The following is a 24190-nucleotide window of genomic DNA, read 5'->3' on the forward strand; positions in this document are numbered from 1 at the left end:
TATTGTATCGTTCCCGTTTAATCGCGACTCATGCAACGTCTTCATACGTATCCCGACATCCGCGCGATGTTTCGTCGTCTCCTGATTGCCACCGTCACCGGCGTGCTGGCCGCGCTGGCCGTTGCGGTGTTCCGCCACAGCATGTACCTGCTGGAGTGGCTGCTTCTCAGCAACGACAGCGGCAGCCTGGTGAATGCCGCCGCGTCGCTCTCGCCCTGGCGGCGCGCGCTGACGCCAGCGCTGGGAGGGCTGGCTGCCGGGCTGCTGCTCTGGGGATGGCAGCGCCTGACCGCGCAACGGCCTCACGCCCCTACCGATTATATGGAAGCACTGGAGACCGATGACGGCCAGTTTGACTACGGCGCCAGCCTTGTGAAGTCCGCTGCGTCGCTGCTGGTCGTTGCCAGCGGAAGCGCCATCGGGCGTGAAGGGGCGATGATCCTGCTTGCCGCCCTCGCTGCCTCCTTTTTCGCCCGGCGTTTTACGCCCAAATCCGAATGGAAATTATGGATAGCCTGCGGTGCCGCCGCCGGGATGGCCAGCGCCTACCATGCACCCTTAGCCGGAAGCCTGTTTATTGCTGAGATTCTGTTTGGCACACTGATGCTGGCCTCGCTCGGCCCCGTGGTTATCGCGGCGGTGGTGGCGCTTCTCACCACGCAGCTTCTGGCACCGGGCGCCGGTACGCTCTACGCGGTCCATCTGAGCGGCATCCTCACCGCAGCCGATTATGCCCTGCTGGTCGCGATGGGGCTGGTGGCAGGTCTCTGCGGACCGCTGCTGATGTGGCTGATGGCGTTCAGCCACGGTCTCTTCCTGCGCCTCAAGCTTTCGCCGCCGTGGCAATTAGCGCTGGGCGGTGCGATCGTCGGGCTGCTGTCCCTCCTGACGCCGAAGGTGTGGGGGAATGGCTACAGCGTGGTTCAGGCTTTTCTTCTCGCCCCGCCGCTGCTGTCGGTAATTGCCGGCGTGTTTGTCTGTAAATTACTGGCGGTACTGGCGAGCAGCGGTTCGGGCGCGCCGGGCGGGGTGTTTACGCCGACGCTGTTTGTCGGCATGGCGACAGGAATGCTGTTTGCGCAGCTGTTCGCGCTGTGGCTACCGGATTCTGAAACGGCGATTCTGCTGGGGCTGGCAGGGATGGCAACGCTACTTGCCGCGACCACGCATGCGCCCATTATGTCGGCGCTGATGGTCTGTGAAATGACCGGGCAGTATTTTTTGCTGCCCGGCCTGCTGGTCGCCTGCGTGGTGGCGTCCGTATTGTCGCGGACGTTACGCCACGACTCGATCTACGGTCAACACGCCACCGAGGGCAGAGAGATCGACGTACTGCGCTAGCTCGCGCTGCTCGGCGCGTGGAAGATAAGGGAGCTCGCCCACCAGCGGTCCGGGCAGCTTGGTGCTCAGCACGTCGATGATCTCCGCGTAGTGCGCCAGGCCAGGGTTAATGCGGTTTGCCACCCAGCCAACCAGCGGCAGGCCGTCATTGGCGATCGCCTGCGCCGTCAGCAGCGCGTGGTTGATGCACCCTTCCTGGATACCCACCACCATCACCACCGGAAGCTGCTCCTGCACGACCCATTCAGACAGCGGACGCAGGTCATTCATCAGGCTGCGCCAGCCGCCCGTCCCTTCAACCACGACGTGATCGACCTTCGCACTCAGGTTCGCCAGGCCGTCGGACAACAGGGGATAATTAATCAGGCCGCTGTGCGCTACGCTGCTCTCCTCTTCGCTTAACGCAATGGGATTGACCGCGTGATAAGGCAGTTCCAGTGACGAGACGCTTTGCAGCACCAGGGCGTCTTTATTACGCAATCCCTCTGGCGTCTCTTTACTGCCTTTTGCGACCGGTTTGTACCCTGCCACGCGTTTACCGCTTGCTGCCAGCGCCTGCAGCAATGCGCGGGATACGACGGTCTTGCCGACAGAGGTATCTGTACCAGTAACAAAGAAACGCTTAAGCATGACTCACTCCACCTCTTGGGTATGCTTCGAAAATATAAACCAGGTAAATAATTCAGTGGAGGAAGTCTACGGGATGCGTGCGCTACCCGGCTTGAGATAGCGCAATTTTTCTTAAATCTGCGGAAAAGAGTTAACCCTGTAACAGGCGGATCAACAGCGAGCCGTTATACATGGCGTCTTTGACCAGCGCCGCGCCTGCCATCGTACCCTGGTTGGAAAACTGGGTGCTCTCTACCGCAATATTTTTGCTGTAGGCGGGAAGCGACTGCTGATGGATACAGGCCGAGATCGCCGGGAAAAGGATCTCCGCCGCCTGGCTCAGCGGTGAGCCAATGAGGATTTTTTGCGGGTTGAAGAGGTTCACCATAATGGCCAGAATGCGGCCAACGTTGTTCCCCACGCCGGTAATAATGTCCTTCGCCAGCAGATCGCCCTCGCGCGCGGCGGCGCAGAGAGAATCCACCGTTAAGGGTTGTCCGTGCAGCGAGGAGCTCATGGACTGGCTGAGCCGGACCTGCGCCAGTTCCAGCACGCTTTCCACGCTGGCAATGGTCTCCAGACAGCCGTGGTTCCCGCAGTAGCAGCGCTTGCCGTACGGGTCGACCTGGGTGTGGCCAATTTCCACCAGGCTGCTGCTTCCGGCGTGGAGAAGACGTCCGTCGGTGATCACGCCCGCCCCGACGTTATGGTCGATGACCACCTGAATCACATCCCGCGCGCCGCGCGACGCGCCAAACAGCGCCTCCGCCATCGTCCAGGCGCTGATGTCATGCTGAATATAGACCGGCACGCCGGTATGGTTTTTCAGCACCTCGCCCAGCGGCATCTCTTTGACGTCGTCGTAAAACGGCATGCGGTGGACAATACCATTTTCGGTATCAATAATGCCCGGCAGGGTGATGGCAATCGCCGTTAAGCGTTCAAGCCGCTGCTGATGGCGAATAAAGAAGCGATCGATGTGCGAGACAATCGCATCGAGGAGCGGTTCCTTCGCGTTGAGAGGCAGCTCAAGCCGGTCTTCTACCACCAGCTTGCTGCTCAGATCGCGCAGCGCAAGGAAAATCTCCCCGCGGCTGATGCGCAGAGAAAGATAGTGCCAGGCTTCCGTCTCGACCACCAGCCCAACGGCCGGACGGCCACGGCTGCCCGGCTCCTGAATTTCCGTCTCCTGAACCAGGTGCGCTTCCAGCATCTCGCGGACAATCTTGGTGATACTGGCGGGTGCCAGCTGTGCCAGGCGCGAAAGATCGATACGCGAAACCGGACCAAGCTGATCAATCAGGCGGTACACCGCGCCGGCGTTGGTCTGCTTAATCTGATCGATATGCCCTGGCTGACTATCAGCAACCACCTCGTACTCCCTTATTTTCGAGCTTCGAAATAAACTGTGGGCTATGGTGAAGCACTTGCATGGCTGTCGTCAAATATTTACTTAGCCATGTGATTTACCGCACATTTTCGCCCACTTTTCCCTATAAATATCGACCTGCTGACGCGGTAATGAGCTGATGTTTGAAGCGCTGCGCGGCGTGACTCTGTTCACGATGTTTTGACCAGACCAGCCACATCTCTGAAACGGCATCCTCTTCGGCGATGGTCACCCAGCGCATTTCGCGCAATTGTACCCGCTTAAAGGAGGCCGGGAGAATAGACACGCCAAGCCCGGCCGCGACCAGGCCGATAATGGTCATTGCCTCCCCGACTTCCTGGGTGATGACCGGGGCAAGATCGTAGCGGCGCATCAGTCCCAGGATATCGTCATACAGACCCGTTCCGACCTGCGGGTCAAAAAAGACAAACGGCTCTTTTGCCAGCTCTGCCAGCGAAACCCTCGGACGCGACGCCAGCGGGTGATCGTGTGGGATCATGGCCATCAGCGGCTCGCGCAGGATCACCTCCCAGGCCAGCGTGTCCGGCAGTTGGGTGTTACGCATCAGGCCCAGATCCAGCGAACCTTCGTTCAGCGGCGCAATCTGCTCGCGGGTGTTGATTTCACGCGTCTGAATATGAACATCCGGAAAGTGACGACGAAATGACGAAAGGGTTTCCGAGACGGCGCTGATAAACGGCGCGGACGAGGTAAACCCGATTCTTAGCTCTCCGGCCTCCCCGAGATAGAGTCGTTCTGCGCGAGCGGCGGCGTCATCGACCATGCTCAGTATTTGTCGGCTGTCGATCAGGAACTGCTTCCCCGCCGCCGTCAGGCTCACGCTGCGGTTGGTGCGGGCCAGAAGGCGCGCCCCGACCTGCTGTTCCAGGATCTGAATCTGCTGGCTTAACGGGGGCTGAGAGATATTCAGCCGTGCCGCCGCGCGGCCAAAATGCAGCTCCTCGGCGACGGCGACAAAGTAGCGAAGGTGACGCAGCTCGATATTCATATTTTTAAAGTATCATTTGAGATTATTAATATATTAGACAGAATATTTACATTTTCCTACCCTGAACATGTGGTCATACCCGTCACCAGAAATCACGGGGATGTTTAAGCAAGGAAACTGTGTGAGTCGTACAACTACCATTGATATCGATCCGGCAAGCGATATCAATGACTTACCTGCAGCATCGCAGCCGGTTCAGTTCATTAAACGTGGTACCCCCCAATTTATGCACGTCACGCTGGCGCTCTTTTCCGCCGGACTGGCAACCTTCGCCCTGCTCTATTGCGTTCAGCCGATCCTGCCCGTTCTCTCTCATGAGTTTGGCGTATCGCCTGCCAGCAGCAGTATTTCACTTTCAATTTCAACCGGGATGCTGGCGGTTGGCTTGCTCTTCACCGGCCCGCTCTCGGATGCCATAGGCCGTAAACAGGTGATGGTGACCGCGCTGATGCTGGCGTCGGTCTGCACGTTGCTCTCGACGATGATGACCAGCTGGCACGGCATTCTGGTGATGCGCGCGCTGATTGGGCTATCGCTCAGCGGCGTGGCGGCGGTCGGGATGACCTACCTCAGCGAGGAGATCCATCCGAGCTTTGTTGCTTTTTCTATGGGGCTTTACATTAGCGGGAACTCGATTGGCGGAATGAGCGGACGCCTGCTGAGCGGGGTGTTTACGGACTTCTTTAGCTGGCGTATTGCGCTGGCGGTCATCGGGTGTTTTGCGCTGGCATCAGCCCTGATGTTCTGGAAAATCCTGCCGGAATCGCGCCATTTCCGCCCGACCTCTTTACGCCCAAAAACGCTGTTTATCAACTTCCGCCTGCACTGGCGTGACAAAGGGCTGCCGCGCCTGTTTCTGGTCGGCTTCCTGCTGATGGGCTCGTTCGTCACGCTGTTTAACTATATTGGCTATCGCCTGATGCTCTCGCCGTGGCACCTGAGCCAGGCGATTGTCGGTTTACTCTCGGTTGCTTATTTGACCGGAACGTGGAGCTCGCCGAAGGCCGGGGCGATGACCGCGCGCTATGGACGCGGCCCGGTCATGCTGTTCTTCACGGCGGTGATGCTGGCCGGCCTGCTGCTGACGCTCTTCTCCTCCCTGTGGCTGGTTTTTGCCGGAATGCTGCTCTTCTCCGCGGGGTTCTTCGCCGCACATTCGGTCGCCAGCAGCTGGATTGGCCCGCGCGCGCGTCGCGCCAAAGGTCAGGCATCGTCGCTGTATCTGTTTAGCTATTACCTGGGTTCCAGCATCGCCGGGACCCTCGGCGGCGTGTTCTGGCATAACTACGGCTGGAACGGCGTGGGCGGGTTTATCGCGCTGATGCTGTGCGCGGCGCTGCTGGTGGGGGGAAACCTGCATCAGCGTTTGAAATAAATATACGCTATCCCCCGTATGACCGTAATCGTGCGGGGGAACGTTTCTCAGCTTAATTATGCTTAATTTAAAATTAAGTATAATCAATGCATTATAGCCATTACGTGCATTTATCACCCCTCATTCTCTCTGTAGTCTCGTTGATTCCATCCTTAGTTAAGAGGGATTTTAAAATGGCGATTCCAGGTAATATGTGGTTGTTCGATGGTGGTGGTGCACTGATTAAAGGCGGTTGTGATGTTCAGCACAGGGAATGCAGCATTGAGTTCAAAGGATTTCACCATAATCTTTCGACTCCGACCGATAACCTGACGGGCAAACCTACAGGTAAACGCATTCACTCCCCAATGATGATCGTAAAGGAATTCGATTACTCATCACCCTATCTCTATAAAGCGGTCGCGACAGGTCAGGCTCTGCAAAAAGCCGAACTCAAGTTCTATAAGATTAATGACGCAGGTCTTGAAGCAGAGTACTTCAATATTCTTCTGGAAGGCGTGCGGATTGTTTCGGTATCACCTGCAATGGCCGCACCGGGCGACAATAATAACAACCACCTCGAAACGGTTGAATTGCGCTATGAGAAAATTACGTGGAAACATAACGACGGCAATATCATTTTCTCTGACGCATGGAATGAACGGGCGACAGCGTAACTGGGGTACTGGTATGGATACTACGGAAGAGATTAACGGAACCTACTTCTACAGAGGCCATTCAAACGTCACTCCGGGTGAGTTACTTGAGATCATCTTTCTGGAAGAATTCTGTATGGAGTTGGGGATAGATGCCGTTTCAGGTGCGGCTATTTTGGGCGGACAACCATGGCTAGGTACTCGGGCTAAACCTAAAGGCGCAATCCTGGGGACAAGCGTTGTTTCAAAGTACGCGCGAATAATTTTACGGGACGCACGTCTCCCTTTCGGGATTAAAATTCCTACTCCCGTTGGAGTCAGAATGCAGCCCACTAACAAACTCGCAGCGGTAATTGGTCGCTACATCCCCTGGCCAGGATGGGCCTCGCTTGCAATGACTCTTCATCGAGTTTCAACGCGTACGCAAGAGAAATACAATTTGATTAAATACAATTTGATTGCACGCCCAAAAGACCGCATAGCGTGGACATCATTCTAATGAGCATCGTAGACGACGTGTTATTTATGTTTCGGGATGAAATTCCTGGTTATCTGGATAACGACTGGAAAGAAGTTCCTCTGGAACTGGATTCTGATTTATTCGATACACCGGGCGATGACCTGCATGACGCATTAAACCGGTACGAAAAAGAGTTCAACGTCGATTTGTCTGGTGTGAACTGGTCTCGTTATTTTCCCTGGCAGAATACCCCATTGTTAGATCGCTGGTTTAAGCTGAAGCGGGAAGACGTTGAAGCAACCCGCATCCCGTTGACCGTAAGAATGTTTACAGAGTCCGCAAAAGCAGGTAAGTGGCTCTACGACTGACTAGTAAGGGGCTTCGCGCCCCTTACATCAAAAGTGCACTACTCCCTCCTGAATCACGTTACACTTCCTGAACACTCCCAAAACGATAAGGAAGAACAACAATGGAAAAAGCATCAGCTTATCAACAACTCACCCGCACCTTCCAGCGCCTCTCCCGCTTCTCGCACCTCTCCTCCATCGCCAGTTGGGACATGTTCACCATGATGCCGCCAGGCGGCAGCGCCGCGCGCGGCGAGGCGCTGGCGGAGATGAGCGTCCTGCAGCACCAGATCCTGACCGATAAAAAGGTAGGCGAATGGCTGACCGCTGCGGCAGGTGAAGAACTCAATGACGTCGAACAGGCCAACCTGCGCGAAATGACGCGCCACTACCAGCAGGCCACCCTGCTGCCGGAATCGCTGGTGGAAGCCAAGTCCCTCGCGGGCAGCAGGTGTGAACACGCCTGGCGTACTCAGCGCCCCGCCAACGACTGGCAGGGTTTTTCCGCCAACCTGAAAGAGGTGGTCAAACTCAGCCGCGAAGAGGCTCGCCTGCGGGCCGAAGCCAAAGGCTGTACGCCGTACGACGCGCTGCTGGACATTTTTGAACCCGATATGACCAGCGCGCGTCTGGACGTCCTTTTCGGCGATATGAAGTCCTGGCTACCGGACCTGCTGGCAAACGTGGTGGAAAAACAGGCTCAACGGTCGTTTATTCCTCCGCAGGGTCCCTTCCCGACGGCAACACAGCGTGAGCTGGGCCTGGAAGCCATGAAGATGCTGGGCTTCGATTTTAACGGCGGTCGCCTGGACGTCAGTGCGCACCCGTTCTGCGGCGGCGTCCCGGAGGACGTGCGCATCACCACGCGCTATGACGAAGATGAACTGCTCAGCGCGCTGTTTGGCGTGATCCACGAAACCGGACACGCCCGCTACGAACAAAACCTGCCGCGCGCGTGGGCAGGACAGCCGATTGCCCTGGCCCGTTCAACCGCGATCCATGAATCACAGAGCCTGTTCTTTGAAATGCAGCTGGGGCGCAGTGAAGCCTTCCTCAAGCATCTTCTCCCTGCAGTACACGCCCGCTTTGGCAGCCAGGCGGCATTCAGTGAAGAGAACTTTATTGCCTGGAACCAGCGCGTGAAGCCTGGCTATATCCGCGTCGATGCGGACGAAGTGAGCTACCCGGCACACGTGGTGCTGCGCTATGAGATTGAGCGTGCGCTGATCAACGGCGAGATCGAGGTGGACGATATTCCCGCTCTGTGGGATGAGAAAATGCAGGCCTGGCTCGGGTTATCCACCAAAGACAACTACCGCAACGGCTGTATGCAGGATATCCACTGGACCGACGGCGGTTTTGGTTACTTCCCGTCTTATACGCTTGGCGCCATGTACGCCGCGCAGCTGTTCCATGCGGCCAAAACGGCGCTTCCGGGTCTGCAGGCCTCCATCGCTGAGGGCGATTTTTCCGCTCTCTTTGAGTGGCTACGTCAGAACATCTGGCAGCACGGCAGCCGCTTCAGCACGTCGCAGTTAATTACCCAGGCGACGGGTGAAGATCTGAATATCCGCTACTTCCGCGAACATCTGACCTCTCGCTATTTGTAATCTGTTTGGCCGGGGGTGAGGGAGCTCAAGTAAAAGAGCCGTATGTTCCCCCTCACCACAGCCCTCTCCCTCAAGTGAGAGGGGGTCGTCCGTGCAGAACCCCGGCAATGTACATATGGTTACACGCCGATACCAATCACTCACGGAAACCTCGAATTTACAGGGATATAGTTATTTCAACGGCCCCGCAGTGGGGTTAAATGAAAAACCAAATTCGAGGGTATGAGAATGAATAAAGTATTAGCTCTGGTTGTTGCCGCTGCTATGGGTCTGTCTTCTGCTGCATTTGCTGCTGACACTACCGCAACTGCTGCACCGGCTGCCGCGCCTGCTGCAACCACCACCGCTGCGCCAGCAAAAGCGGTTCACCATAAGAAACACCACAAAGCTGCAGCGAAAAAAGAAGCCGCTGCACCAGCAACCGCAGCATCAACCGAGCAGAAAGCGCAGGCCGCTAAAAAGCACCACCACAAGAAAGCCGCTAAACCGGCTGTAGAGCAGAAAGCTCAGGCTGCTAAAAAGCATCACCACAAAAAAGCCGCTAAACCGGCTGTAGAACAGAAAGCTCAGGCTGCTAAAAAGCATCACAAAAAAGCAGTAAAACACGAAGCTGCTAAACCAGCTGCACAGCCAGCTGCATAAGAGTACAAGCTTAACCGTGCCCTTCGGGGCACGTTGGTAAACCGGCGCTGAACCGGAACAGGTTCCGCGCCGTTTTTTTTATCCGGAGGGCGTATGCTGCGACGCTATCGGTTTGAGCTGATTCTGATCCTGCTTATTTTATGCGCGCTCATCGCAAGCCATTTTTATCTTTCCTGATTGTAGCACGCTGATTTTACTCCCACTTTAGCGCTGTCCCGTCTATAGTATTTTCATAGGGTTCACTTTTAATAATCATAATTACCCCCACCAGAGTGTGATATGCGTAAATCTGTTGTGTTGTTACTGGGAACGTTTGTTCTTTTTTCTGGATTCTCACATGCGGATGATGGCGGTGATGACACCATTAGCGCGAAAGAGCTAAAGACGCTTTTTTTCGGTCATGACGATCGTACGCGCGTCGCCGATCCCACCCAGGCCCCCTGGGATGCAATAGGTCAACTGGAAACCGCCAGCGGTAACTTATGTACTGCGACGTTGATCACCCCACAACTAGCCCTGACGGCAGGCCACTGCCTGTTAACACCGCCAAACGGCAAGCCGGATAAAGCGGTTGCCTTGCGGTTTGTGTCGCAAAAAGGGACCTGGCGCTATGAAATACACGGCATTGAAGGCCGGGTCGATCCGTCTCTGGGCAAACGCCTGAAACCGGATGGCGACGGCTGGATAGTGCCACCGGCGGCCGCCTCATGGGATTTTGGCCTCATTGTTTTACGCTACCCGCCTTCAGGCATTACGCCGCTGCCGTTATTTGACGGCGACAAAGCCGCACTCACCGCCGCGCTCAAAGCCGCCGACCGAAAGGTGACGCAGTCAGGTTATCCTGTCGATCATCTTGATACGCTTTATACACATACCGACTGTATTGTGACGGGCTGGGCGCAAAACAGCGTGCTTTCGCATCAGTGCGATACGTTGCCGGGCGACAGCGGTTCACCGCTGATGCTGAAAACGGAAAACGGCTGGCAGCTGATCGGAGTCCAGAGCTCTGCCCCGGCGGCAAAAGACCGGTGGCGAGCCGATAACCGGGCCTTGTCCGTTACCGGTTTCCGCGACCAGCTGGAAGCGCTGGCGCAGCAGTAAATCAGCAGCGTCTCACCTTACGTAACGCTCTGATTGACTCAATCGGCATCGGCTGGCTGAACCAAAAACCCTGCAGTTGATCGCAGCCAGCCAGCCGCAGCAGTTTCATTTGTTTCTCGGTTTCCACCCCTTCTGCCACCACCGCCATGCCCAGCGCATTGGCGATCCGCACCGTGCCGCTCACCAGCGCTGCCGCCTGTTCATCGTGGTCCACCAGCCCGGCCAGGGATTTATCGATCTTGATGGTGTCGAAGTTAAAACGCCTCAGATAGCCAATGCTGGAATAGCCGGTACCAAAGTCATCCAGCGCCACCGCGGTGCCCAACGCTTTAAGATTGGTTATCGCCATGCGGGCACGCTCCGGATTTTCCAGCACATAGCTCTCCGTGACCTCAAGCTGCAGCCGGTGGGCCGGGAAATGGGTGCTCTCCAGCACGCTGGCCACTTTTTCTTCGAAGGCAGGATCCCGAAATTGCGCGGGCGAGATATTCACGGAAAGCTTTAATTCACCGTACGGCTGCAGATCCTCACAGGCCCGCCGCAGCACAAACTGGCCCAGTTTGTAAATCAGACCGCTGGTCTCCGCAATGGCGATAAAGGTATCCGGGCCAAGCGGCCCCTCCGGGCGACGCGGCCAGCGGACCAGCGCTTCGACGCTGCTCATTGTCTGGCTGCGTGCGTCAATAATCGGCTGATACCAGACCTCAAACTCATCGCGTTCCAGGCCGTCACGAATTTGATTTTCAATCGCCAGCTTGCGTTCCCGGACGCTGTTCAGCTCCGCGTCGTAGTGGGTGATACGCCCTTTCCCGCTCATTTTGGCGTGATACATGGCAATATCGGCGCGGCGAAACAGTTCCGAGCTGTTGCATTCAGTCAGGGTTCCGCTGGCGATACCGATGCTGGCACCGATATGGATTGTGCGTTCCCCCAGCTGAACCGGAGTGGTGAGAAAATCGAGCACGGAAACGGCAAAGGCGGTAGCCAGCGCCTCTGCATCATCACCGCCAATGGTCATGGCGAACTCATCCCCGCCCATGCGCGCCAGCATCCCGCCAGGCGGCACGCGTTCATTCAGCGTTTTCGCTATCGCCACGATGAGATCGTCACCGACGCTGTGACCGTAGATGTCATTCACATCCTTAAAGCCATCGAGATCGATAAACACCACGCTTTTGACGTCGGTATCGCCGCGTAAACGCACCCGATCCAGCGCCTCGATGAGCGCGCGCCGGTTAGGCAAATGGCTTAGCCAGTCCGTTCTTGCAACCAGACGCGCCTGGCTTTCGCCGCGCGCGAGTTTGTAAAGCCCCACGCTGCTCACCAGAATGAAAAGCAGGATCAGCGCCGACGCCAGCACCACAATCTGCCGGATATCAGAAGATGCCGCCCGGGCGGCCTGTGCGCCCGGAAGCCGCGCCTGCCAGTTCAGAAATCCGACTAACTCCCCTGCTGCACTGTGCAGCGGCATGCTGCGCTCGTTAATTTTGCCTGGGGTAAAGTTGAGGTTATCGATCTGAAAGGTGCCGCCCAGGTCGGACAGGATTCTGGCGTTAAGATGGCGGGTAATGACCAGATAACGACGCGTTCCGTCGTGAACCTGTAGCCTGCCGACCATCGGGCGAATCAGCCCAATGCCGACAAAGGCCACGCCGGTGCGCGTCTGGCTGATCCCCGCATAGATATTTTTTTCACCCGCGAGCGCGCGCCCGTGCTGGTCGATAAGCGCTTTGAGGCCTTTGCCAAAAAAGTCGAGGTTTTTTTCGTTAAAGGGCCGGCTTTGAAACGATCCCCAGAGAACGTTGAAATGCTCATCCAGCACGAAGGTGCCGTCATAGAGGTTATTGATTTTAAAGCCGGCTCCCCATGTGTTGTACAGCCAGTCGGTATCGAGCGTGGGACGGTAGGCCTCCCGCACCGCATCGTCCCAGACGGCGTTATCAAGCACCAGAGAGGAGACGCGGTTAACCGAGGTCTGAATAGCTCCCTGCACGGAAAGCACCGTGCGATGTTCATCAATTTCGTTGGTTTTGGAGCTGATAAGATGCAGGGAAAGATAGAGCAGTGCGACGATGGAGATGATTAAGCCGATCCCCGCCATGAAGACCATGGCAAACAACGTTCTCGCATTGGGAATATTGCGCCAGCTTAATGTGCGATACATCAGCCATCCTCTTCATGTTTTGCTTTTCTAAGCGTAATACAGGCAGCGAATTTCGCTGCCTGTAAATCATGGTTCGAGGAGTGTCAGGCGAGTTTTATCATGATCATGCCGGCAAGCAGCAATATCAGCCCCATCCAGCCCTTGTTATTTAAGCGCTGGCCGAAGAGTACCCAGCCTGCGGCCAGCGTGGCGGCGATACCAAAACCGCCCCACAGCGCATAGGCCACCGAAAGATCGATCCCTTTTACCGCCTGGGACAGGGCGCTGAACGCCCCAAGAACCGCGGCAATCGACATCAGGCCGTAGTGTTTACGGCGAAAACCGTCCGAGAATTTCAGCAGAACGTTCGCCAGAATTTCCAGCACGATAGCGAACCCCAGCCAGGCCGCATGAACCCATTCAAACTGTTGCATGGTTCTGCTCCTTCTGCTGTTTGCCAGGCTTTCGGGTACCGGATTTAATCAGCACAATACCTGCGACCAGCGTCGTTAATCCGGCGACCTTCATTGTTGTTAATGTTTCGTCAAATATCAGCACGCTGAACAGCGTAATCAACAAAATACCGATCCCTTCCCAGAGTGCATACGCCACGCCCAGCGCAATTTTTTTCACCGCAAACGAGAGGAAAATATAGGAAAGTGAAATCATCACCAGCATCAAAATAAAACCGGTGTTGCCATCGCTAACGCTTGCCCACTTCATAGACAGCGTGCCGGTAATTTCAGCGATAATTGCCAGCGCTAATAGGATCCAGTAAAACATGTTTTTCTCCTGCTTGAGAATATAATCCATCGTGGCCCGCTGCGTGCAGCAAACCAAAAAATACGAATTGAAATCAGACAGCTAAGCGCTTAGCGCTAGCTCAGGCAGAAGAAATGACTATAGTGCGGTGCGCCAGTGTTGCTCACCAGAAAGCAGGCAGAAGGAGGTGGAGTATACAGCGGTATTGTTTGAAGAGTACGTCCTGAACATATTGTCCATAAAATTACAATTATCCGCGTTGTTGCTTCTCGTCTTTGCGGATGAAAATTGTCCTCGGTAGTTAAACACACCAATTTTGTACCATAGGCTAGGATTTTACTCAAAGTCTTTGCAATTCTTTACCCATCCCGTTTGATTTTGGTTAGTTTATTGCAACGCCTTTCACCTTTATTATAAATAAAAAGATTATTCCGGAGTCACCATGGCTAAACCCATCATTACCCTGAACGGGTTAAAAATTGTCATCATGCTGGGCATGCTGGTGATCATACTCACAGGCGTTCGTTTTGCCGCCGACATTATTGTGCCCTTTATTCTGGCTCTGTTTGTTGCGGTGATCCTTAACCCGCTGGTGCAGCGCATGACGCGGCTACGCATCCCGCGCGTGCTGGCGATTACGCTGCTTATCAGCATCATTATTGTGGCGATGGTCTTGCTGGTGGCGTATCTGGGGACCTCGCTAAACGAACTGGCGCGAACGCTGCCAAAATACCGTTCTTCGCTGGCGATACCGCTGCTGCAGCTTGAACCCTGGCTGCAGCGCGCGGGTATCGAAGTCTCGGTTGAGGAACTCCTGAAATATATCGACCCTAATGCGGCCATGACGATCGTCACCAGCCTGCTGGCGCAGCTTTCCAATGCCATGACCTCCATTTTCCTGCTGTTTTTAACGGTGGTGTTTATGCTGCTGGAGGTGCCTCAGCTGCCGGCAAAACTGCAGCAGATAATGGTCCGTCCGGTTGAAGGGATGGGGGCGATTCAGCGCGCGCTAGACAGCGTCTCTCGCTATCTGGTGCTGAAAACCGCCATTAGCCTGGTTACGGGCGGTGTCGTCTGGGTGATGCTTCTGGCGCTGGACGTTCGCTTTGCGTTTGTCTGGGGGTTGCTGGCGTTTGCGCTTAACTACATTCCCAACATCGGATCCGTGCTGGCGGCGATCCCCCCTATCCTTCAGGTGCTGGTTTTCAGCGGGCTTTATGACGCGCTGATCCTGCTGGCCGGATACCTGGTCATCAATCTGGTGTTCGGTAACATTCTTGAGCCACGCATGATGGGACGAGGCCTGGGACTCTCCACGCTGGTGGTCTTTTTGTCCCTGATTTTCTGGGGCTGGCTGCTCGGCCCCGTTGGGATGCTGCTCTCCGTCCCGCTGACCATTATCGTCAAGATTGGCCTGGAGCAGACGGCGGGCGGGCAAAGTATCGCCGTGCTGCTAAGCGATATGAGCCATCAGTAGCGGTCAATCCGCCATGGACAGGAGGGGCTTGCGGGTCCTTCCTCCTTCGCGATACGTACCGATCGCCCTCTGCCATTCCGCAAGTGGATACACCGTGACGCCGCTGTACCCGCTGTTGGGCAAATTACGCCAGATGCGGTCAAACTCCGCGCGCCACGCCTCAGCGCTGAGCGCCTCCAGACCGTTTCGGATATGGAACCACGCCACGCGCGGCACGGGCCGTTGCTGTCTGAAGGTTTGCCCGGAGAGCAGCCCGTAGCAAACAAACATCCCCTGTTCGGGCATCACGCTGAGGATCGCTTCCGCAAGCGGCCCGCCGGTGGCATCGTAGACGATGTCGGTACGCGCGGCGACGGCGCCAATCCGCTGCGCGTCATGCTGCGCGACGGGAATGATCCCCATCGACTCCAGCCGTTCAGCGTGAACGGCGGAACGGTGAATTCCGTACACCGCTTCAGCCCCCGCCTGATGCGCCCACTGTCCCAGCAGAATGGCGCAATCCGATCCGGCTGCCGTGAGCAGCACCCGCTTTCCCTGAGGCGGATAGCGGGTAAGCATCATCTGCGCCGCCAGCGGGTTGATATAGGCCCGCGCGGCCAGATGTGCGTCAACAGCGTCCGGAACGGGGATGGCATACTCTGCCGGGCAATCAACATAGCGCTGCCAGGTGCCTTGACCGCGCAGCGGCAGGACGCGTTTACCCAGCAGATGCGCAAACGACGCGGGCGCGTCGGTGACAACCCCGACACCTTCATACCCCGCTACCGCCGGTAACGGGGTTCGGTGGCGGTAGGCGCCGGTAATGGGAATGAGATCGGACGCGTTTACCGGAGAAAACAGCATTCGCACGCGAAGGTGACCCGGCACAAGCGCCCCCAGCGGCGCGGTTTCAGGTTGCAGAACGGTTTCTGGCCCGCCAAAACGGCGATACCAGAGGGCCAGGTTTTCCATTACGATCTCACGGCTGATAGCGGAACGACTATTCGCGCCAGCCCATTGCCGGTGCGACATGTTTGAGAATAGACTCAATCACGTGCGCATTATAATCCACACCCAGCTGGTTCGGCACGGTCAGTAATAGCGTATCTGCTTCAGCAATCGCGTCGTCCTTTTTCAGCTGTTCAACCAGCTTGTCAGGCTCTGCCGCATAGCTGCGTCCGAAGATCGCGCGCGTTTTCTCATCAAGGTAACCCACGCTATCGCTGTCGTTGCGGCTGGCACCAAAATACATCCGGTCGCGGTCGTCCATCAGCGCAAAAATACTGCGGCTGACCGATACCCGCGGCTGGCGCGTATGCCCTGCATCTTTCCAGGCCTGACGGTACGCGCGGATCTGTTTTGCCTGCTGAATATGGAACGGCTCACCGGTTTCATCGTCCTTCAGGGTTGAACTTTGCAGGTTCATTCCGAGCTTTGCGGCCCATACTGCCGTCGCATTTGAACCGGCGCCCCACCAGATACGCTCGCGCAGCCCTTCAGAATACGGCTCCAGGCGCAGCAGCCCCGGCGGATTCGGAAACATCGGCTGTGGATTAGGTTTTGCAAACCCTTCACCGCGCAGCACCTCAAGCAGCACCTCGGTATGACGGCGCGCCATATCCGATTCGTCTTCCCCTTCCTGCGGGACATAGCCAAAATGACGCCAGCCATCAATGACCTGCTCCGGCGAGCCGCGGCTGATGCCAAGCTGCAAACGACCGCCGGAAATCAGATCCGCCGCCCCCGCATCTTCGGCCATGTACATCGGATTTTCATAGCGCATATCAATCACGCCGGTACCGATTTCGATGGTTTTCGTTTTTGCGCCTATTGCCGCCAGCAGAGGGAACGGCGAGCTAAGCTGTCGGGCAAAGTGGTGTACGCGGAAATACGCGCCGTCTGCCCCCAGCTCTTCCGCCGCCACGGCTAAATCGATGGACTGCAGCAGCGTGTCTGCCGCCGAGCGCGTGCCGGACTGCGGTGAAGGCGTCCAGTGGCCAAAGGATAAAAACCCGATCTTTTTCATAACCCTGTGTCCTGATAATGCTTTGCGTTCTAACTACTTTACGCATTACCGGCGGAGAATAAATGCCGTTTATTTAACGGAATGATTCAAATAAATTGATTGAATTGAGCGGGGCGTCATTACGCGCCATAATGGGATATAATATCCCCCACTTTTTTCATGGCAGGTAAAACCGGCAATGGCTTTGATCCCCAAAAACTACGCGCGGCTGGAAAGCGGCTATCGCGAGAAAGCATTAAAAATCTATCCCTGGGTCTGCGGACGCTGCTCGCGGGAGTTCGTCTATTCCAATCTGCGTGAATTGACGGTTCACCATATCGATCACGACCATACCAACAACCCGGAAGATGGCAGCAACTGGGAGCTGTTGTGCCTGTTTTGCCACGATCACGAGCATTCGAAATACACCGAAGCGGATCAGTACGGCACCACCGTGGTTGCCGGGGAAGACGCGCAAAAAGACGTGGGTGTCGCCACGTTTAACCCGTTTGCCGATTTAAAAGCGATGATGGATAAGAAGAAATAATCGTTCACCGCCCATACCTGCCGTATGGGCGGCTCAGGAAAGGATAAAGGCATGGACACCCTCCGCTGCTACTGGGATATGTTTTATACCGCCTACGGTTTACTTTTCACGAGAATACTTAGCCTCATACTTCTGGTCTGGCTGTGCCATGATTTTCTGCGCCGCATCAGGAAAAACGCTGCTGATGCCGCTGGCCCGATCGCAGAAGCCGACGCCCGGGAGCGGTATCAATGGCGTTTTCAGCTGTGGTCATTGCGAACCGTACAAATCCTCTGCCTGCTCTCACTTTTCTGGATGCTTATTAAGGGGCTCTTTGCCTGACCCTTTCCCTGGTTAAAATGTCCAGGCAATAGCGGCTTTCGCCCCAACGGATTACGCGGCGGTCAGCGCAAAACGGTCCTTCAGGACATGGCGGATGTCCTCCTCCGCCAGTTTCCGCGTTTCAGTGCCGTTCGCCGTGATGGTTTTCAGCATATCGCCCAGTAAAATCTGCCGTCCCTCCGGGCTGTGCTGCACCACCACCCGCTTCTGCACAAAGATCGCATCCGGGTGCGTGGAGTTAAGGTAGTTGGCCGGGGCGAAATCAATCCATTCCTGAGGCGTAAGATCAAAGCCGTACTGCCGGGCCCATTCACCCTCAACCTGCGCCTCAAGCAGATACTCGCCTTCCGCGCTGCGGCTCAGTCGGAACGTGTCGAAATCCTGCGTGATACCCACATCAAGCGTGTCCAGCGCCATCGGCGCGCGAATGCCGTAGCTGCCGAACCCGAGGTCGCAAAGCCACTGTCGGCTCTCTACCTCAGCGACGATCGCCATGTGGGTCTTCGGCCGCCGCGCGGGGTAGAACATCGGGCGTGCCGCCACGAAGCGGTAAGGTATCCCTAACGCCGCCAGCGCCATGGCAAACAGCCCGTTTACCTCATAGCAGTAGCCGCCGCGCCCCTGCGTTAACACCTTATCGGCAATATCGTCTGGCACCAGCGAGACGATTTTACCCGCCTGCACGTCCAGATTTTCAAAGGGAACGGAAAAGAGCTGATGACGCATCAGCGCATGCAGGGTGGCCGTATCGGCACCCGCCGGTCCGGTGTAATTTATGCGTTTGAAATAGGTGGAAATGTTAAAATTATCGCTGTGCATAATGCCTCCTTGTCCTGAACATGCCGGACACTATAGATGGCGCGCATCATTGGCTGTATAGTCAGTTTTATCGAAAATTTGCCTGAACAGATACCCATGTCTGCCCCGTCCCCGTCGTCCCCACACTATCGCCGCATTGCCGAGATGCTGCGCCTCACGCTGACGTCTGGCGCGCTGCGCCCCGGTGACAGGATGATCTCCGCGCGTAAACTGGCCGAACGCGAGCACGTTAGCCTTCCGACGGCGCTGGAGGCCCTTCGCTGCCTGGAGGCTGAAGGGCTGATCGTTGCGCGCCCGCGTTCAGGTTATTACATCCGCCAGACCAGCCAGCCGCCGCGCGTTGAGCCCGCGCGTTCCTCACCAGGCCCGGTCCCCGTCACCCTGTCCGCCGTGGCCCGGTCGCTGTTCAGCAGTGCAGAAGCCCGGCTGATCCCGCTGGGCGCCGCCCTGCCCGATCCCGCGTGGCTGCCGGGTGATGCGCTGCAGCGGGCGTTGCACTCTGCGGGCCGTCGTCTGGACGCTCACGGGCAGAGCTATAGCCTGCCTCCGGGAAGGGTTGATTTGCGCAGTAAGATTGCCGCCCGTTCTGCGCAGTGGGGAGCCCGGTTCGGCGCGGACGATCTCATTATTACCGCAGGCGCGACGCAGGCGCTGCGCCTGGCCCTTCGGGCCGTGTGCCAGCCGGGCGATGTCGTGGCGATTGAGCAGCCCGCCTACTTTGGCACGCTCCTGCTGCTGGAGGATTTAGGCCTGAAGGCCTTAGCGATCCCCACCGACCCTGTCGACGGCCTGCTGCTGGAACCGCTGGCGGACGCCATCCGCTGCCACCGCCCCGCTGCCGTTCTGGCCTCGCCCACCGTGCAGAACCCGTTGGGTGCCAGCATGCCCGTCGCGCGCAAGCAGGAGCTGGTTGCCCTGCTTGAAGAGGCAGAAATTCCGTTGATTGAGGACGATGTTTACGGAGATCTGGTCGGTGACGGGCAACGACCTCCGGCCTGCAAGGCGTTCGACCAGAGCGGGAATGTGATCTACTGCAGCTCCCTGTCTAAAACGCTTGCGCCGGGCTGGCGAATCGGCTGGATTGCAGCGGGACGCTACCACGCGCAGGTCTTACAGGCCCGCATGGCCGGAGACTGGGCGGGCGCCCCGCTGCTGGAAGCCGCAACGAGCGAGATGCTGGCAAGCGGCGACTACGATCGTCACCTGCGGCGGCTAAAGCGCCGGATCGCAGAGGGGATACGCGCCGTTGTGGCGCGGGTCGAGGCCAGCTTTCCACCCGGTACGCGCGTTAGCGTACCCGCAGCCGGTTTCCTGCTGTGGGTAGAGCTGCCTCAGCAGGTCAACGCGCTGGAGGTGCACCGTCGCGCGCTGGCGCTGGGCATTGGCGTCAGCCCTGGCCCCCTGTTTTCCCCGGCTGCCGAGTTAACCCACTTTCTGCGGCTGAACTGCGCAAACGAACCCACGCCCCGCCTGCTGAACGCCGTGGAACAGATTGGCGCGCTGTGTCACGAGCTGGCTGTTTTCACACCAGACTCTCCAGCCATTCGGTAAAGACCCGTACTTTGCGGGAAAGGTGGCGGTGCGGATAGAGCAGTGACAGCTTGCGGTCCGGCGAGCGATAGTCCGGCAGGACTTCAACCAGAAGACCGCGGTCAAGGTAAGGCTGGAGAAAAAGATTCATCCCCTGCATTAACCCCAGCCCGGCAAGGCCTGCCGCGATGTAGGCCTCGGAGTTATCCACGACAAGCTTACCGGGCAGGGTAATCTCCGCGATGCCTTCCGGCGTGGTAAACGTCCACGGATGAATTTGTCTGCTGCTGTTATTAATCCAGTTGATGGCCTGATGCTGGCGTAAATCATCCGGCGTTTTTGGCGTACCGTGTTTTGCCAGCCAGGCCGGGCTGGCGCAGGTCGTGATTTTGATGTTCCCGATTTTACGCGCGATATACTCGCCGTCCTCCAGCTCTCCCACCCGCAGCACGCAGTCCAGGCCATCCCGCAGCATATCCCGACGGCGATCCGAGCTGCTCAGAATGATGTCGATCTCAGGATGCTGACGGTAAAAATCAGGCAGATTGGGGATGACCCGCAGCGTGGCAAAAGAGACAGGCATATCCACACGCAGCTGACCGTGTATTGCCCGGTCCGTACCAAACGACTCCAGTAATTCGTCCGCCTGCGCCAGCAGGGGTTTACTCCGGCGATAAAACGCTTCCCCATCCGGCGTCAGGCTAATCCGACGCGTTGTTCGCTGCAGTAGCCGCGTGCCGCTGTGTTGCTCCAGGAGCTGCAACGCTTTGGTGATGGCCGGACGATGGACCTGCAGATTCTCCGCCGCCTGGGTAAGGCTGCCTGACTCGACAATTTCAATAAAAATTCTAATAGATTCAAAAAGGTTTATTTGCATAAGAGACGCTTTTGCCGCGAGCAGGATAAAGTAATTGTTATTAATTTTATAACAGTGATGAATCTTTTTGGCTATTTTTCCTAACAATCCTGCGCCCTACACTCTCCTCCATTCAAACGAGAGGGAGAGTCCGCTATGAAAAATAACCGTATTTGTCAGATCCTGGGTATCGAAAAACCTGTTATTCAGGGACCGCTATCCTGGCTCACTGACGCCCGCTTAGTCGCTGCGGTCAGCAATGCCGGCGGGCTTGGCGTGCTGGGACCCAACGCGGGCTTAACCGCCGACACCGCGGTGTCAACGCCGGAAGAGACCGCCGAAAAAATGCGCGAGGAAATTCGTAAAACCAAACGGCTGACCGAAAAACCGTTTGGCGTGAACCTGATCCCCACAGCCGTTAATGACGTCTGGACCAGGCCTATTCTTCAGGTGGTGAAAGAGGAAGGCGTCAGGGCCGTGGTGTATACGGGCTATGGGGAAGGCAGCATTATTCCGGCGCTCTTCAGCGAGCTAAAAGAGGCGGGTATCGCCATTATCTACCGCGACATCAATCCCACCCCGGAAAACACCCGCCTCGCGGAAGACCTGGGCGCAGACATTATCGTCGCCACCGGTTTTGACGAGGGCGGAACGTTACCCGCCACGGTGCTTGGCACCTTTTCCATCGTGCCGCTGATTGCCGATGCCGTGAAGCACATCCCGGTGATGGCCGCGGGCGGCATTACCGATAATCGCACCGCCAGAGCGGCGCATGCCTTAGGCGCTGAAGGCGTGTTTGCCGGTTCGGTGTTTATCAGTACGGAAGAAAGCCGCGTGCCGCAGAGCGTCAAAGAGAAAATTGTTGCCGCCAACGGTCTCGATTTGCTGCTTTTCCGCACCGTACCCCATTACTACCGCTCTCTTCCCGGCAGGCTGGCGGAAAAACTGGCGGCGATGGATAAAGCAGGCGCAAGCAACGAAGAGCTGGGCAAGGCGATGGGAGGATTACGGGGCCTGCGTCTTGGCATGCTTGAAGGCAACACCGATGAAGGTTATATCGCGCTCGGCACGGGGATTGGGAACATCCGCAGCGTGAAAAGCGTGGCCGAGGTTGTTAATGCATTAACGGTTGAGTAAGTGCCCCGGCGTCCTGGCCTGCACCAGGACGCCCTGGTTCATCAGGGAATAATTCGCGCCGCTCTCAGCTGCGCAAACAGGCTGAAAAACATCTCATCGGTCGCCTGCATTTGCGTAAAGCCCGCCCTACGCAGCTTGCTCCCGTCCCCAAACATGTCGTAGTTCCAGCCAAAGACAAAATCGGCAAACTGCCCGTCGCTCAGCCGCAGAATATCCGCTTCCACCAGCCGCTCTCCGGCAAGCTCGCGCCATACCCCGCGATAGTCGTTAAACAGCTGATGGAATGACAGCCTCACCGGCGGCGCAGAATCCAGTTCAAACCAGCGTGCGATGCGCGGCCACAGTTCGCTCCAGCGCCAGATATCGCCATTATTCACGTTGAACGCCTGATTCTGTGCCGCAGGTGACGTGGCGGCCCACAGCGTTGCCTCGGCCAGCAGCCCGGCGTCGGTATGATCCACGATGCTGTGCCAGGCCTGTTCCGAACCGGGAAAACGCAGCGGTAACCCCAGCGCCTTACACAGGGAGGCGTACAGGGCGATGCTCAGCGCAAGGTTCATGGCATTCCCCGGTACTGCGCTCCCCACCACGCCCGGCCTGATGGCATGCCAGTGCCAGCGTTTCCCCTGCTGAAACTGGCTGAGCCACGTGAGCTGCGCGGCGTTAAATTCAGCACCCGGTACGCCGGGATCGCTTTCCCGCGCCGGGGTTTTAAACGGCCCCAGATGCGCACCATAGACTTTGTACCCCTGCATCAGGCTTACCGTCTGCAAAGGTGCCGTTTTTTCGAGGGTGCTGACCAGATTACGCAGCATGGTGACGTTCGGCTCAACCATGTCCGTCCAGTTCGCCGCGTTCGCCCAGGCGCTGTAAAAGATGTGGGTGACACCGTTCAGGGCGTGCAGCGCCCGTGCAGTGTCCTGCGCATCCAGTAAATCGACGTTCACCACGGGAATGCCGTCAGGATGAGACTCGGCATGGCGGCTAAGGCCGATCACCTCCCACTGATGGTGCAGAAGCGTGTTGACCAGCTGTCTGCCGACAATGCCGCTGGCCCCCGCGACCAGGGCGACGTTGTGTTGCTGCATCTTATTCATGGTGTTTCTCCGCAAAGGGTGACAGACGCAGTGTGATCTATTATTTTTTCTGGAGATATCCCCTGAAACCGATGGCACTTATAAGCAGAATCATTAAATGAATAACAAGCTCACGGCCATTTCTACCTTTCTACGCGTCGCTGAAGCGGGCTCGTTTTCGGCGGCCGCCCGGCAGATCGGGATTAAGCAGTCCGCCGTCAGTCAACAGATCGCGGCGCTGGAGGAATCGCTGGGTGTGGTGCTGCTGCACCGTACGACGCGTACGATGAAGCTGACCGAGCAGGGTGAACGTTACCGGCGAGATATGCAGCTTGTACTGGACGCCATGGGGGAAGCGGAGAGGCGCTTACATCCTGTCGATCATAGCGTTCAGGGACGCGTCCATGTCCAGCTACCGAGCGGCCTGGGGCAGATCTTTTTGCCGCATCTGCTGGCGCTACAGCACCGGCATCCCGAACTGCAGCTGATGATTTCCCTGGATGACCGCCTTGCCGATCTGGTGACGGAAGGCGTGGATGTCGCGATACGGCTGAGCAGTGAGCCTCCGCAGGCGCACGCGGCTCGCGTGCTGGCGCATATTGAAGCCGCGCTGTTTGCCGCTCCCGGTTTTCAGGCGGTACACGCCGTCAGCGAACTGACGACGCTGCCACACGTACGGTTCAGCGGTATTCCGCTGGATGCCCCCCTGCGCCTGATTTCTGACGAGGAAACGGTCGAGATCAGCGTAAATACCGTTTTCCGTGCCAACACCAGCGACGCGCTGCTGCAGGCGCTGGAGTCCGGCATCGGTATCGGCGGCATGCAGCAACCGCTCGTGGCCAGGGCGCTGCAGGCGGGCACGCTGGTACCGGTACTGCCCGAGTGGCGGCTCCCCGATCGTTTCCTCTATGCCGTCTATCCTGACTCCCGCTTTATTCCGCAGCGCGTCAGAAAGGTCGTCAACGTGATTGAGCAGTTACTGCCTGAGATCGCGACGCATGACGCCACAAAATAGTCGC

26 protein-coding genes are annotated in these 24190 nt (G+C 57.2%); 14 read left to right on the top strand and 12 right to left on the bottom strand.

The window, feature by feature from the left end; translation table 11 throughout:
- The first annotated feature begins 30 nt into the window (after window positions 1-30).
- Window positions 31-1341: a voltage-gated ClC-type chloride channel ClcB gene (gene clcB, locus N037_RS00240; RefSeq protein WP_032638208.1), complete on the top strand. Its 1311-nt coding sequence runs from the start codon at window positions 31-33 to the stop codon at window positions 1339-1341.
- On the opposite strand, the gene bioD is transcribed toward clcB, so the two are convergent.
- The 3 genes from bioD to N037_RS00255 form a co-directional block, all read right to left on the bottom strand.
- On the bottom strand, window positions 1276-1971 hold the full coding sequence (bioD, locus tag N037_RS00245) for a dethiobiotin synthase (RefSeq protein WP_023335509.1): 696 nt from the start codon (window positions 1969-1971) through the stop codon (window positions 1276-1278). The two genes, clcB and bioD, sit on opposite strands and share 66 nt — an antisense overlap.
- A gap of 130 nt (window positions 1972-2101) precedes the next feature.
- Complete coding sequence (gene mlc / locus N037_RS00250) at window positions 2102-3322, bottom strand: sugar metabolism global transcriptional regulator Mlc (protein WP_023335508.1); 1221 nt, start codon at window positions 3320-3322, stop codon at window positions 2102-2104.
- A gap of 121 nt (window positions 3323-3443) precedes the next feature.
- Window positions 3444-4349, bottom strand: coding sequence for a LysR family transcriptional regulator (locus N037_RS00255; protein WP_032638209.1), 906 nt, complete (start codon window positions 4347-4349; stop codon window positions 3444-3446).
- 121 nt (window positions 4350-4470) lie between these two features.
- On the opposite strand from N037_RS00255, the gene N037_RS00260 reads away from it, so the two are divergent.
- From N037_RS00260 to N037_RS00290, 7 genes are all read left to right on the top strand, one after another.
- Window positions 4471-5724 (top strand): MFS transporter, encoded by a 1254-nt coding sequence (locus tag N037_RS00260; RefSeq protein ID WP_032638210.1) that lies wholly within the window; start codon window positions 4471-4473, stop codon window positions 5722-5724.
- Between the two features lie 173 nt (window positions 5725-5897).
- Window positions 5898-6380 (top strand): Hcp family type VI secretion system effector, encoded by a 483-nt coding sequence (locus tag N037_RS00265; protein WP_032638211.1) that lies wholly within the window; start codon window positions 5898-5900, stop codon window positions 6378-6380.
- A gap of 13 nt (window positions 6381-6393) precedes the next feature.
- Complete coding sequence (locus N037_RS00270; protein WP_032638212.1) at window positions 6394-6858, top strand: STM2901 family protein; 465 nt, start codon at window positions 6394-6396, stop codon at window positions 6856-6858.
- Window positions 6843-7187 (top strand): DUF1493 family protein, encoded by a 345-nt coding sequence (locus N037_RS00275; protein WP_155858044.1) that lies wholly within the window; start codon window positions 6843-6845, stop codon window positions 7185-7187. The genes N037_RS00270 and N037_RS00275 overlap by 16 nt, the downstream gene beginning before the upstream one ends.
- Window positions 7188-7288: 101 nt before the next feature.
- Window positions 7289-8776, top strand: coding sequence for a carboxypeptidase M32 (locus N037_RS00280; protein ID WP_032638213.1), 1488 nt, complete (start codon window positions 7289-7291; stop codon window positions 8774-8776).
- Between the two features lie 228 nt (window positions 8777-9004).
- Window positions 9005-9418 (top strand): acid resistance repetitive basic protein Asr, encoded by a 414-nt coding sequence (gene asr, locus N037_RS00285; RefSeq protein WP_032638214.1) that lies wholly within the window; start codon window positions 9005-9007, stop codon window positions 9416-9418.
- Between the two features lie 279 nt (window positions 9419-9697).
- On the top strand, window positions 9698-10519 hold the full coding sequence (locus N037_RS00290) for a trypsin-like serine peptidase (RefSeq protein WP_032638215.1): 822 nt from the start codon (window positions 9698-9700) through the stop codon (window positions 10517-10519).
- Window position 10520: 1 nt separating this feature from the next.
- Here N037_RS00290 and N037_RS00295 read toward each other — a convergent pair whose 3' ends face one another.
- The 4 genes from N037_RS00295 to N037_RS25375 all read right to left on the bottom strand — a co-directional run bounded on the left by N037_RS00295 (window position 10521) and on the right by N037_RS25375 (window position 13733).
- On the bottom strand, window positions 10521-12683 hold the full coding sequence (locus N037_RS00295) for a bifunctional diguanylate cyclase/phosphodiesterase (RefSeq protein ID WP_032638216.1): 2163 nt from the start codon (window positions 12681-12683) through the stop codon (window positions 10521-10523).
- An 83-nt stretch (window positions 12684-12766) separates the two neighbouring features.
- Window positions 12767-13096 (bottom strand): multidrug/spermidine efflux SMR transporter subunit MdtI, encoded by a 330-nt coding sequence (gene mdtI / locus N037_RS00300; RefSeq protein WP_032638217.1) that lies wholly within the window; start codon window positions 13094-13096, stop codon window positions 12767-12769.
- Window positions 13083-13445: a multidrug/spermidine efflux SMR transporter subunit MdtJ gene (gene mdtJ, locus N037_RS00305; protein ID WP_029739354.1), complete on the bottom strand. Its 363-nt coding sequence runs from the start codon at window positions 13443-13445 to the stop codon at window positions 13083-13085. The genes mdtI and mdtJ overlap by 14 nt, the downstream gene beginning before the upstream one ends.
- 117 nt (window positions 13446-13562) lie before the next feature.
- Window positions 13563-13733: a protein YdgV gene (locus N037_RS25375; protein WP_085930315.1), complete on the bottom strand. Its 171-nt coding sequence runs from the start codon at window positions 13731-13733 to the stop codon at window positions 13563-13565.
- Window positions 13734-13866: 133 nt separating this feature from the next.
- On the opposite strand from N037_RS25375, the gene N037_RS00310 reads away from it, so the two are divergent.
- Window positions 13867-14901: an AI-2E family transporter gene (locus tag N037_RS00310; protein ID WP_032638218.1), complete on the top strand. Its 1035-nt coding sequence runs from the start codon at window positions 13867-13869 to the stop codon at window positions 14899-14901.
- Between the two features lie 3 nt (window positions 14902-14904).
- Here N037_RS00310 and N037_RS00315 read toward each other — a convergent pair whose 3' ends face one another.
- Together N037_RS00315 and N037_RS00320 are read right to left on the bottom strand one after the other, a co-directional pair.
- On the bottom strand, window positions 14905-15852 hold the full coding sequence (locus N037_RS00315; RefSeq protein ID WP_032638219.1) for a zinc-dependent alcohol dehydrogenase family protein: 948 nt from the start codon (window positions 15850-15852) through the stop codon (window positions 14905-14907).
- A gap of 28 nt (window positions 15853-15880) precedes the next feature.
- Entirely contained in the window at window positions 15881-16906 is a 1026-nt protein-coding gene (locus N037_RS00320; RefSeq protein WP_032638220.1) for an LLM class flavin-dependent oxidoreductase, read from the bottom strand.
- 178 nt (window positions 16907-17084) lie between these two features.
- Here N037_RS00320 and yajD point away from each other — a divergent pair, with 178 nt between their 5' ends.
- Window positions 17085-17432, top strand: coding sequence for an HNH nuclease YajD (gene yajD, locus N037_RS00325; protein ID WP_003857471.1), 348 nt, complete (start codon window positions 17085-17087; stop codon window positions 17430-17432).
- Between the two features lie 51 nt (window positions 17433-17483).
- Window positions 17484-17753, top strand: coding sequence for a hypothetical protein (locus N037_RS00330; protein ID WP_023335495.1), 270 nt, complete (start codon window positions 17484-17486; stop codon window positions 17751-17753).
- Between the two features lie 51 nt (window positions 17754-17804).
- Here the strand turns inward: N037_RS00330 and N037_RS00335 are convergent, their stop codons facing one another.
- Window positions 17805-18572: an arylamine N-acetyltransferase family protein gene (locus tag N037_RS00335; RefSeq protein ID WP_032638221.1), complete on the bottom strand. Its 768-nt coding sequence runs from the start codon at window positions 18570-18572 to the stop codon at window positions 17805-17807.
- A gap of 36 nt (window positions 18573-18608) precedes the next feature.
- Between N037_RS00335 and N037_RS00340 the strand changes: the two genes are divergently transcribed.
- Window positions 18609-20123 carry an aminotransferase-like domain-containing protein gene (locus tag N037_RS00340; protein ID WP_032638222.1) on the top strand — a complete coding sequence of 505 codons (1515 nt, stop codon included), beginning with the start codon at window positions 18609-18611 and terminating at the stop codon, window positions 20121-20123.
- Here N037_RS00340 and N037_RS00345 read toward each other — a convergent pair.
- Window positions 20095-20979, bottom strand: coding sequence for a LysR family transcriptional regulator (locus tag N037_RS00345; protein WP_032639101.1), 885 nt, complete (start codon window positions 20977-20979; stop codon window positions 20095-20097). The genes N037_RS00340 and N037_RS00345 overlap by 29 nt on opposite strands.
- A 135-nt stretch (window positions 20980-21114) precedes the next feature.
- Here N037_RS00345 and N037_RS00350 point away from each other — a divergent pair, with 135 nt between their 5' ends.
- Window positions 21115-22095: an NAD(P)H-dependent flavin oxidoreductase gene (locus N037_RS00350; RefSeq protein ID WP_032638223.1), complete on the top strand. Its 981-nt coding sequence runs from the start codon at window positions 21115-21117 to the stop codon at window positions 22093-22095.
- 41 nt (window positions 22096-22136) lie between these two features.
- Here N037_RS00350 and N037_RS00355 read toward each other — a convergent pair whose 3' ends face one another.
- On the bottom strand, window positions 22137-23192 hold the full coding sequence (locus N037_RS00355) for an SDR family oxidoreductase (RefSeq protein ID WP_032638224.1): 1056 nt from the start codon (window positions 23190-23192) through the stop codon (window positions 22137-22139).
- A 97-nt stretch (window positions 23193-23289) separates the two neighbouring features.
- On the opposite strand from N037_RS00355, the gene N037_RS00360 reads away from it, so the two are divergent.
- A complete protein-coding gene (locus N037_RS00360) occupies window positions 23290-24186 on the top strand; it encodes a LysR family transcriptional regulator (protein ID WP_032638225.1) in 897 nt (298 codons plus the stop codon).
- The last annotated feature ends 4 nt before the right edge of the window (window positions 24187-24190 follow it).

It is taken from the genome of Enterobacter sp. EGD-HP1 (assembly GCF_000733275.2).
Taxonomy (GTDB): domain Bacteria; phylum Pseudomonadota; class Gammaproteobacteria; order Enterobacterales; family Enterobacteriaceae; genus Enterobacter.

Bases quoted from the DNA above. Each gene is read 5' to 3' on its own strand.
- clcB (WP_032638208.1), top strand. From the start codon at position 31: ATGCAACGTCTTCATACGTATCCCGACATCCGCGCGATGTTTCGTCGT.
- bioD (WP_023335509.1), bottom strand. From the start codon at position 1,971: ATGCTTAAGCGTTTCTTTGTTACTGGTACAGATACCTCTGTCGGCAAG.
- N037_RS00255 (WP_032638209.1), bottom strand. From the start codon at position 4,349: ATGAATATCGAGCTGCGTCACCTTCGCTACTTTGTCGCCGTCGCCGAG.
- N037_RS00265 (WP_032638211.1), top strand. From the start codon at position 5,898: ATGGCGATTCCAGGTAATATGTGGTTGTTCGATGGTGGTGGTGCACTG.
- N037_RS00270 (WP_032638212.1), top strand. From the start codon at position 6,394: ATGGATACTACGGAAGAGATTAACGGAACCTACTTCTACAGAGGCCAT.
- N037_RS00280 (WP_032638213.1), top strand. From the start codon at position 7,289: ATGGAAAAAGCATCAGCTTATCAACAACTCACCCGCACCTTCCAGCGC.
- asr (WP_032638214.1), top strand. From the start codon at position 9,005: ATGAATAAAGTATTAGCTCTGGTTGTTGCCGCTGCTATGGGTCTGTCT.
- N037_RS00290 (WP_032638215.1), top strand. From the start codon at position 9,698: ATGCGTAAATCTGTTGTGTTGTTACTGGGAACGTTTGTTCTTTTTTCT.
- N037_RS00295 (WP_032638216.1), bottom strand. From the start codon at position 12,683: ATGTATCGCACATTAAGCTGGCGCAATATTCCCAATGCGAGAACGTTG.
- mdtI (WP_032638217.1), bottom strand. From the start codon at position 13,096: ATGCAACAGTTTGAATGGGTTCATGCGGCCTGGCTGGGGTTCGCTATC.
- mdtJ (WP_029739354.1), bottom strand. From the start codon at position 13,445: ATGTTTTACTGGATCCTATTAGCGCTGGCAATTATCGCTGAAATTACC.
- N037_RS00310 (WP_032638218.1), top strand. From the start codon at position 13,867: ATGGCTAAACCCATCATTACCCTGAACGGGTTAAAAATTGTCATCATG.
- N037_RS00315 (WP_032638219.1), bottom strand. From the start codon at position 15,852: ATGGAAAACCTGGCCCTCTGGTATCGCCGTTTTGGCGGGCCAGAAACC.
- N037_RS00320 (WP_032638220.1), bottom strand. From the start codon at position 16,906: ATGAAAAAGATCGGGTTTTTATCCTTTGGCCACTGGACGCCTTCACCG.
- yajD (WP_003857471.1), top strand. From the start codon at position 17,085: ATGGCTTTGATCCCCAAAAACTACGCGCGGCTGGAAAGCGGCTATCGC.
- N037_RS00330 (WP_023335495.1), top strand. From the start codon at position 17,484: ATGGACACCCTCCGCTGCTACTGGGATATGTTTTATACCGCCTACGGT.
- N037_RS00335 (WP_032638221.1), bottom strand. From the start codon at position 18,572: ATGCACAGCGATAATTTTAACATTTCCACCTATTTCAAACGCATAAAT.
- N037_RS00340 (WP_032638222.1), top strand. From the start codon at position 18,609: ATGGCGCGCATCATTGGCTGTATAGTCAGTTTTATCGAAAATTTGCCT.
- N037_RS00345 (WP_032639101.1), bottom strand. From the start codon at position 20,979: ATGCAAATAAACCTTTTTGAATCTATTAGAATTTTTATTGAAATTGTC.
- N037_RS00350 (WP_032638223.1), top strand. From the start codon at position 21,115: ATGAAAAATAACCGTATTTGTCAGATCCTGGGTATCGAAAAACCTGTT.
- N037_RS00355 (WP_032638224.1), bottom strand. From the start codon at position 23,192: ATGAATAAGATGCAGCAACACAACGTCGCCCTGGTCGCGGGGGCCAGC.
- N037_RS00360 (WP_032638225.1), top strand. From the start codon at position 23,290: ATGAATAACAAGCTCACGGCCATTTCTACCTTTCTACGCGTCGCTGAA.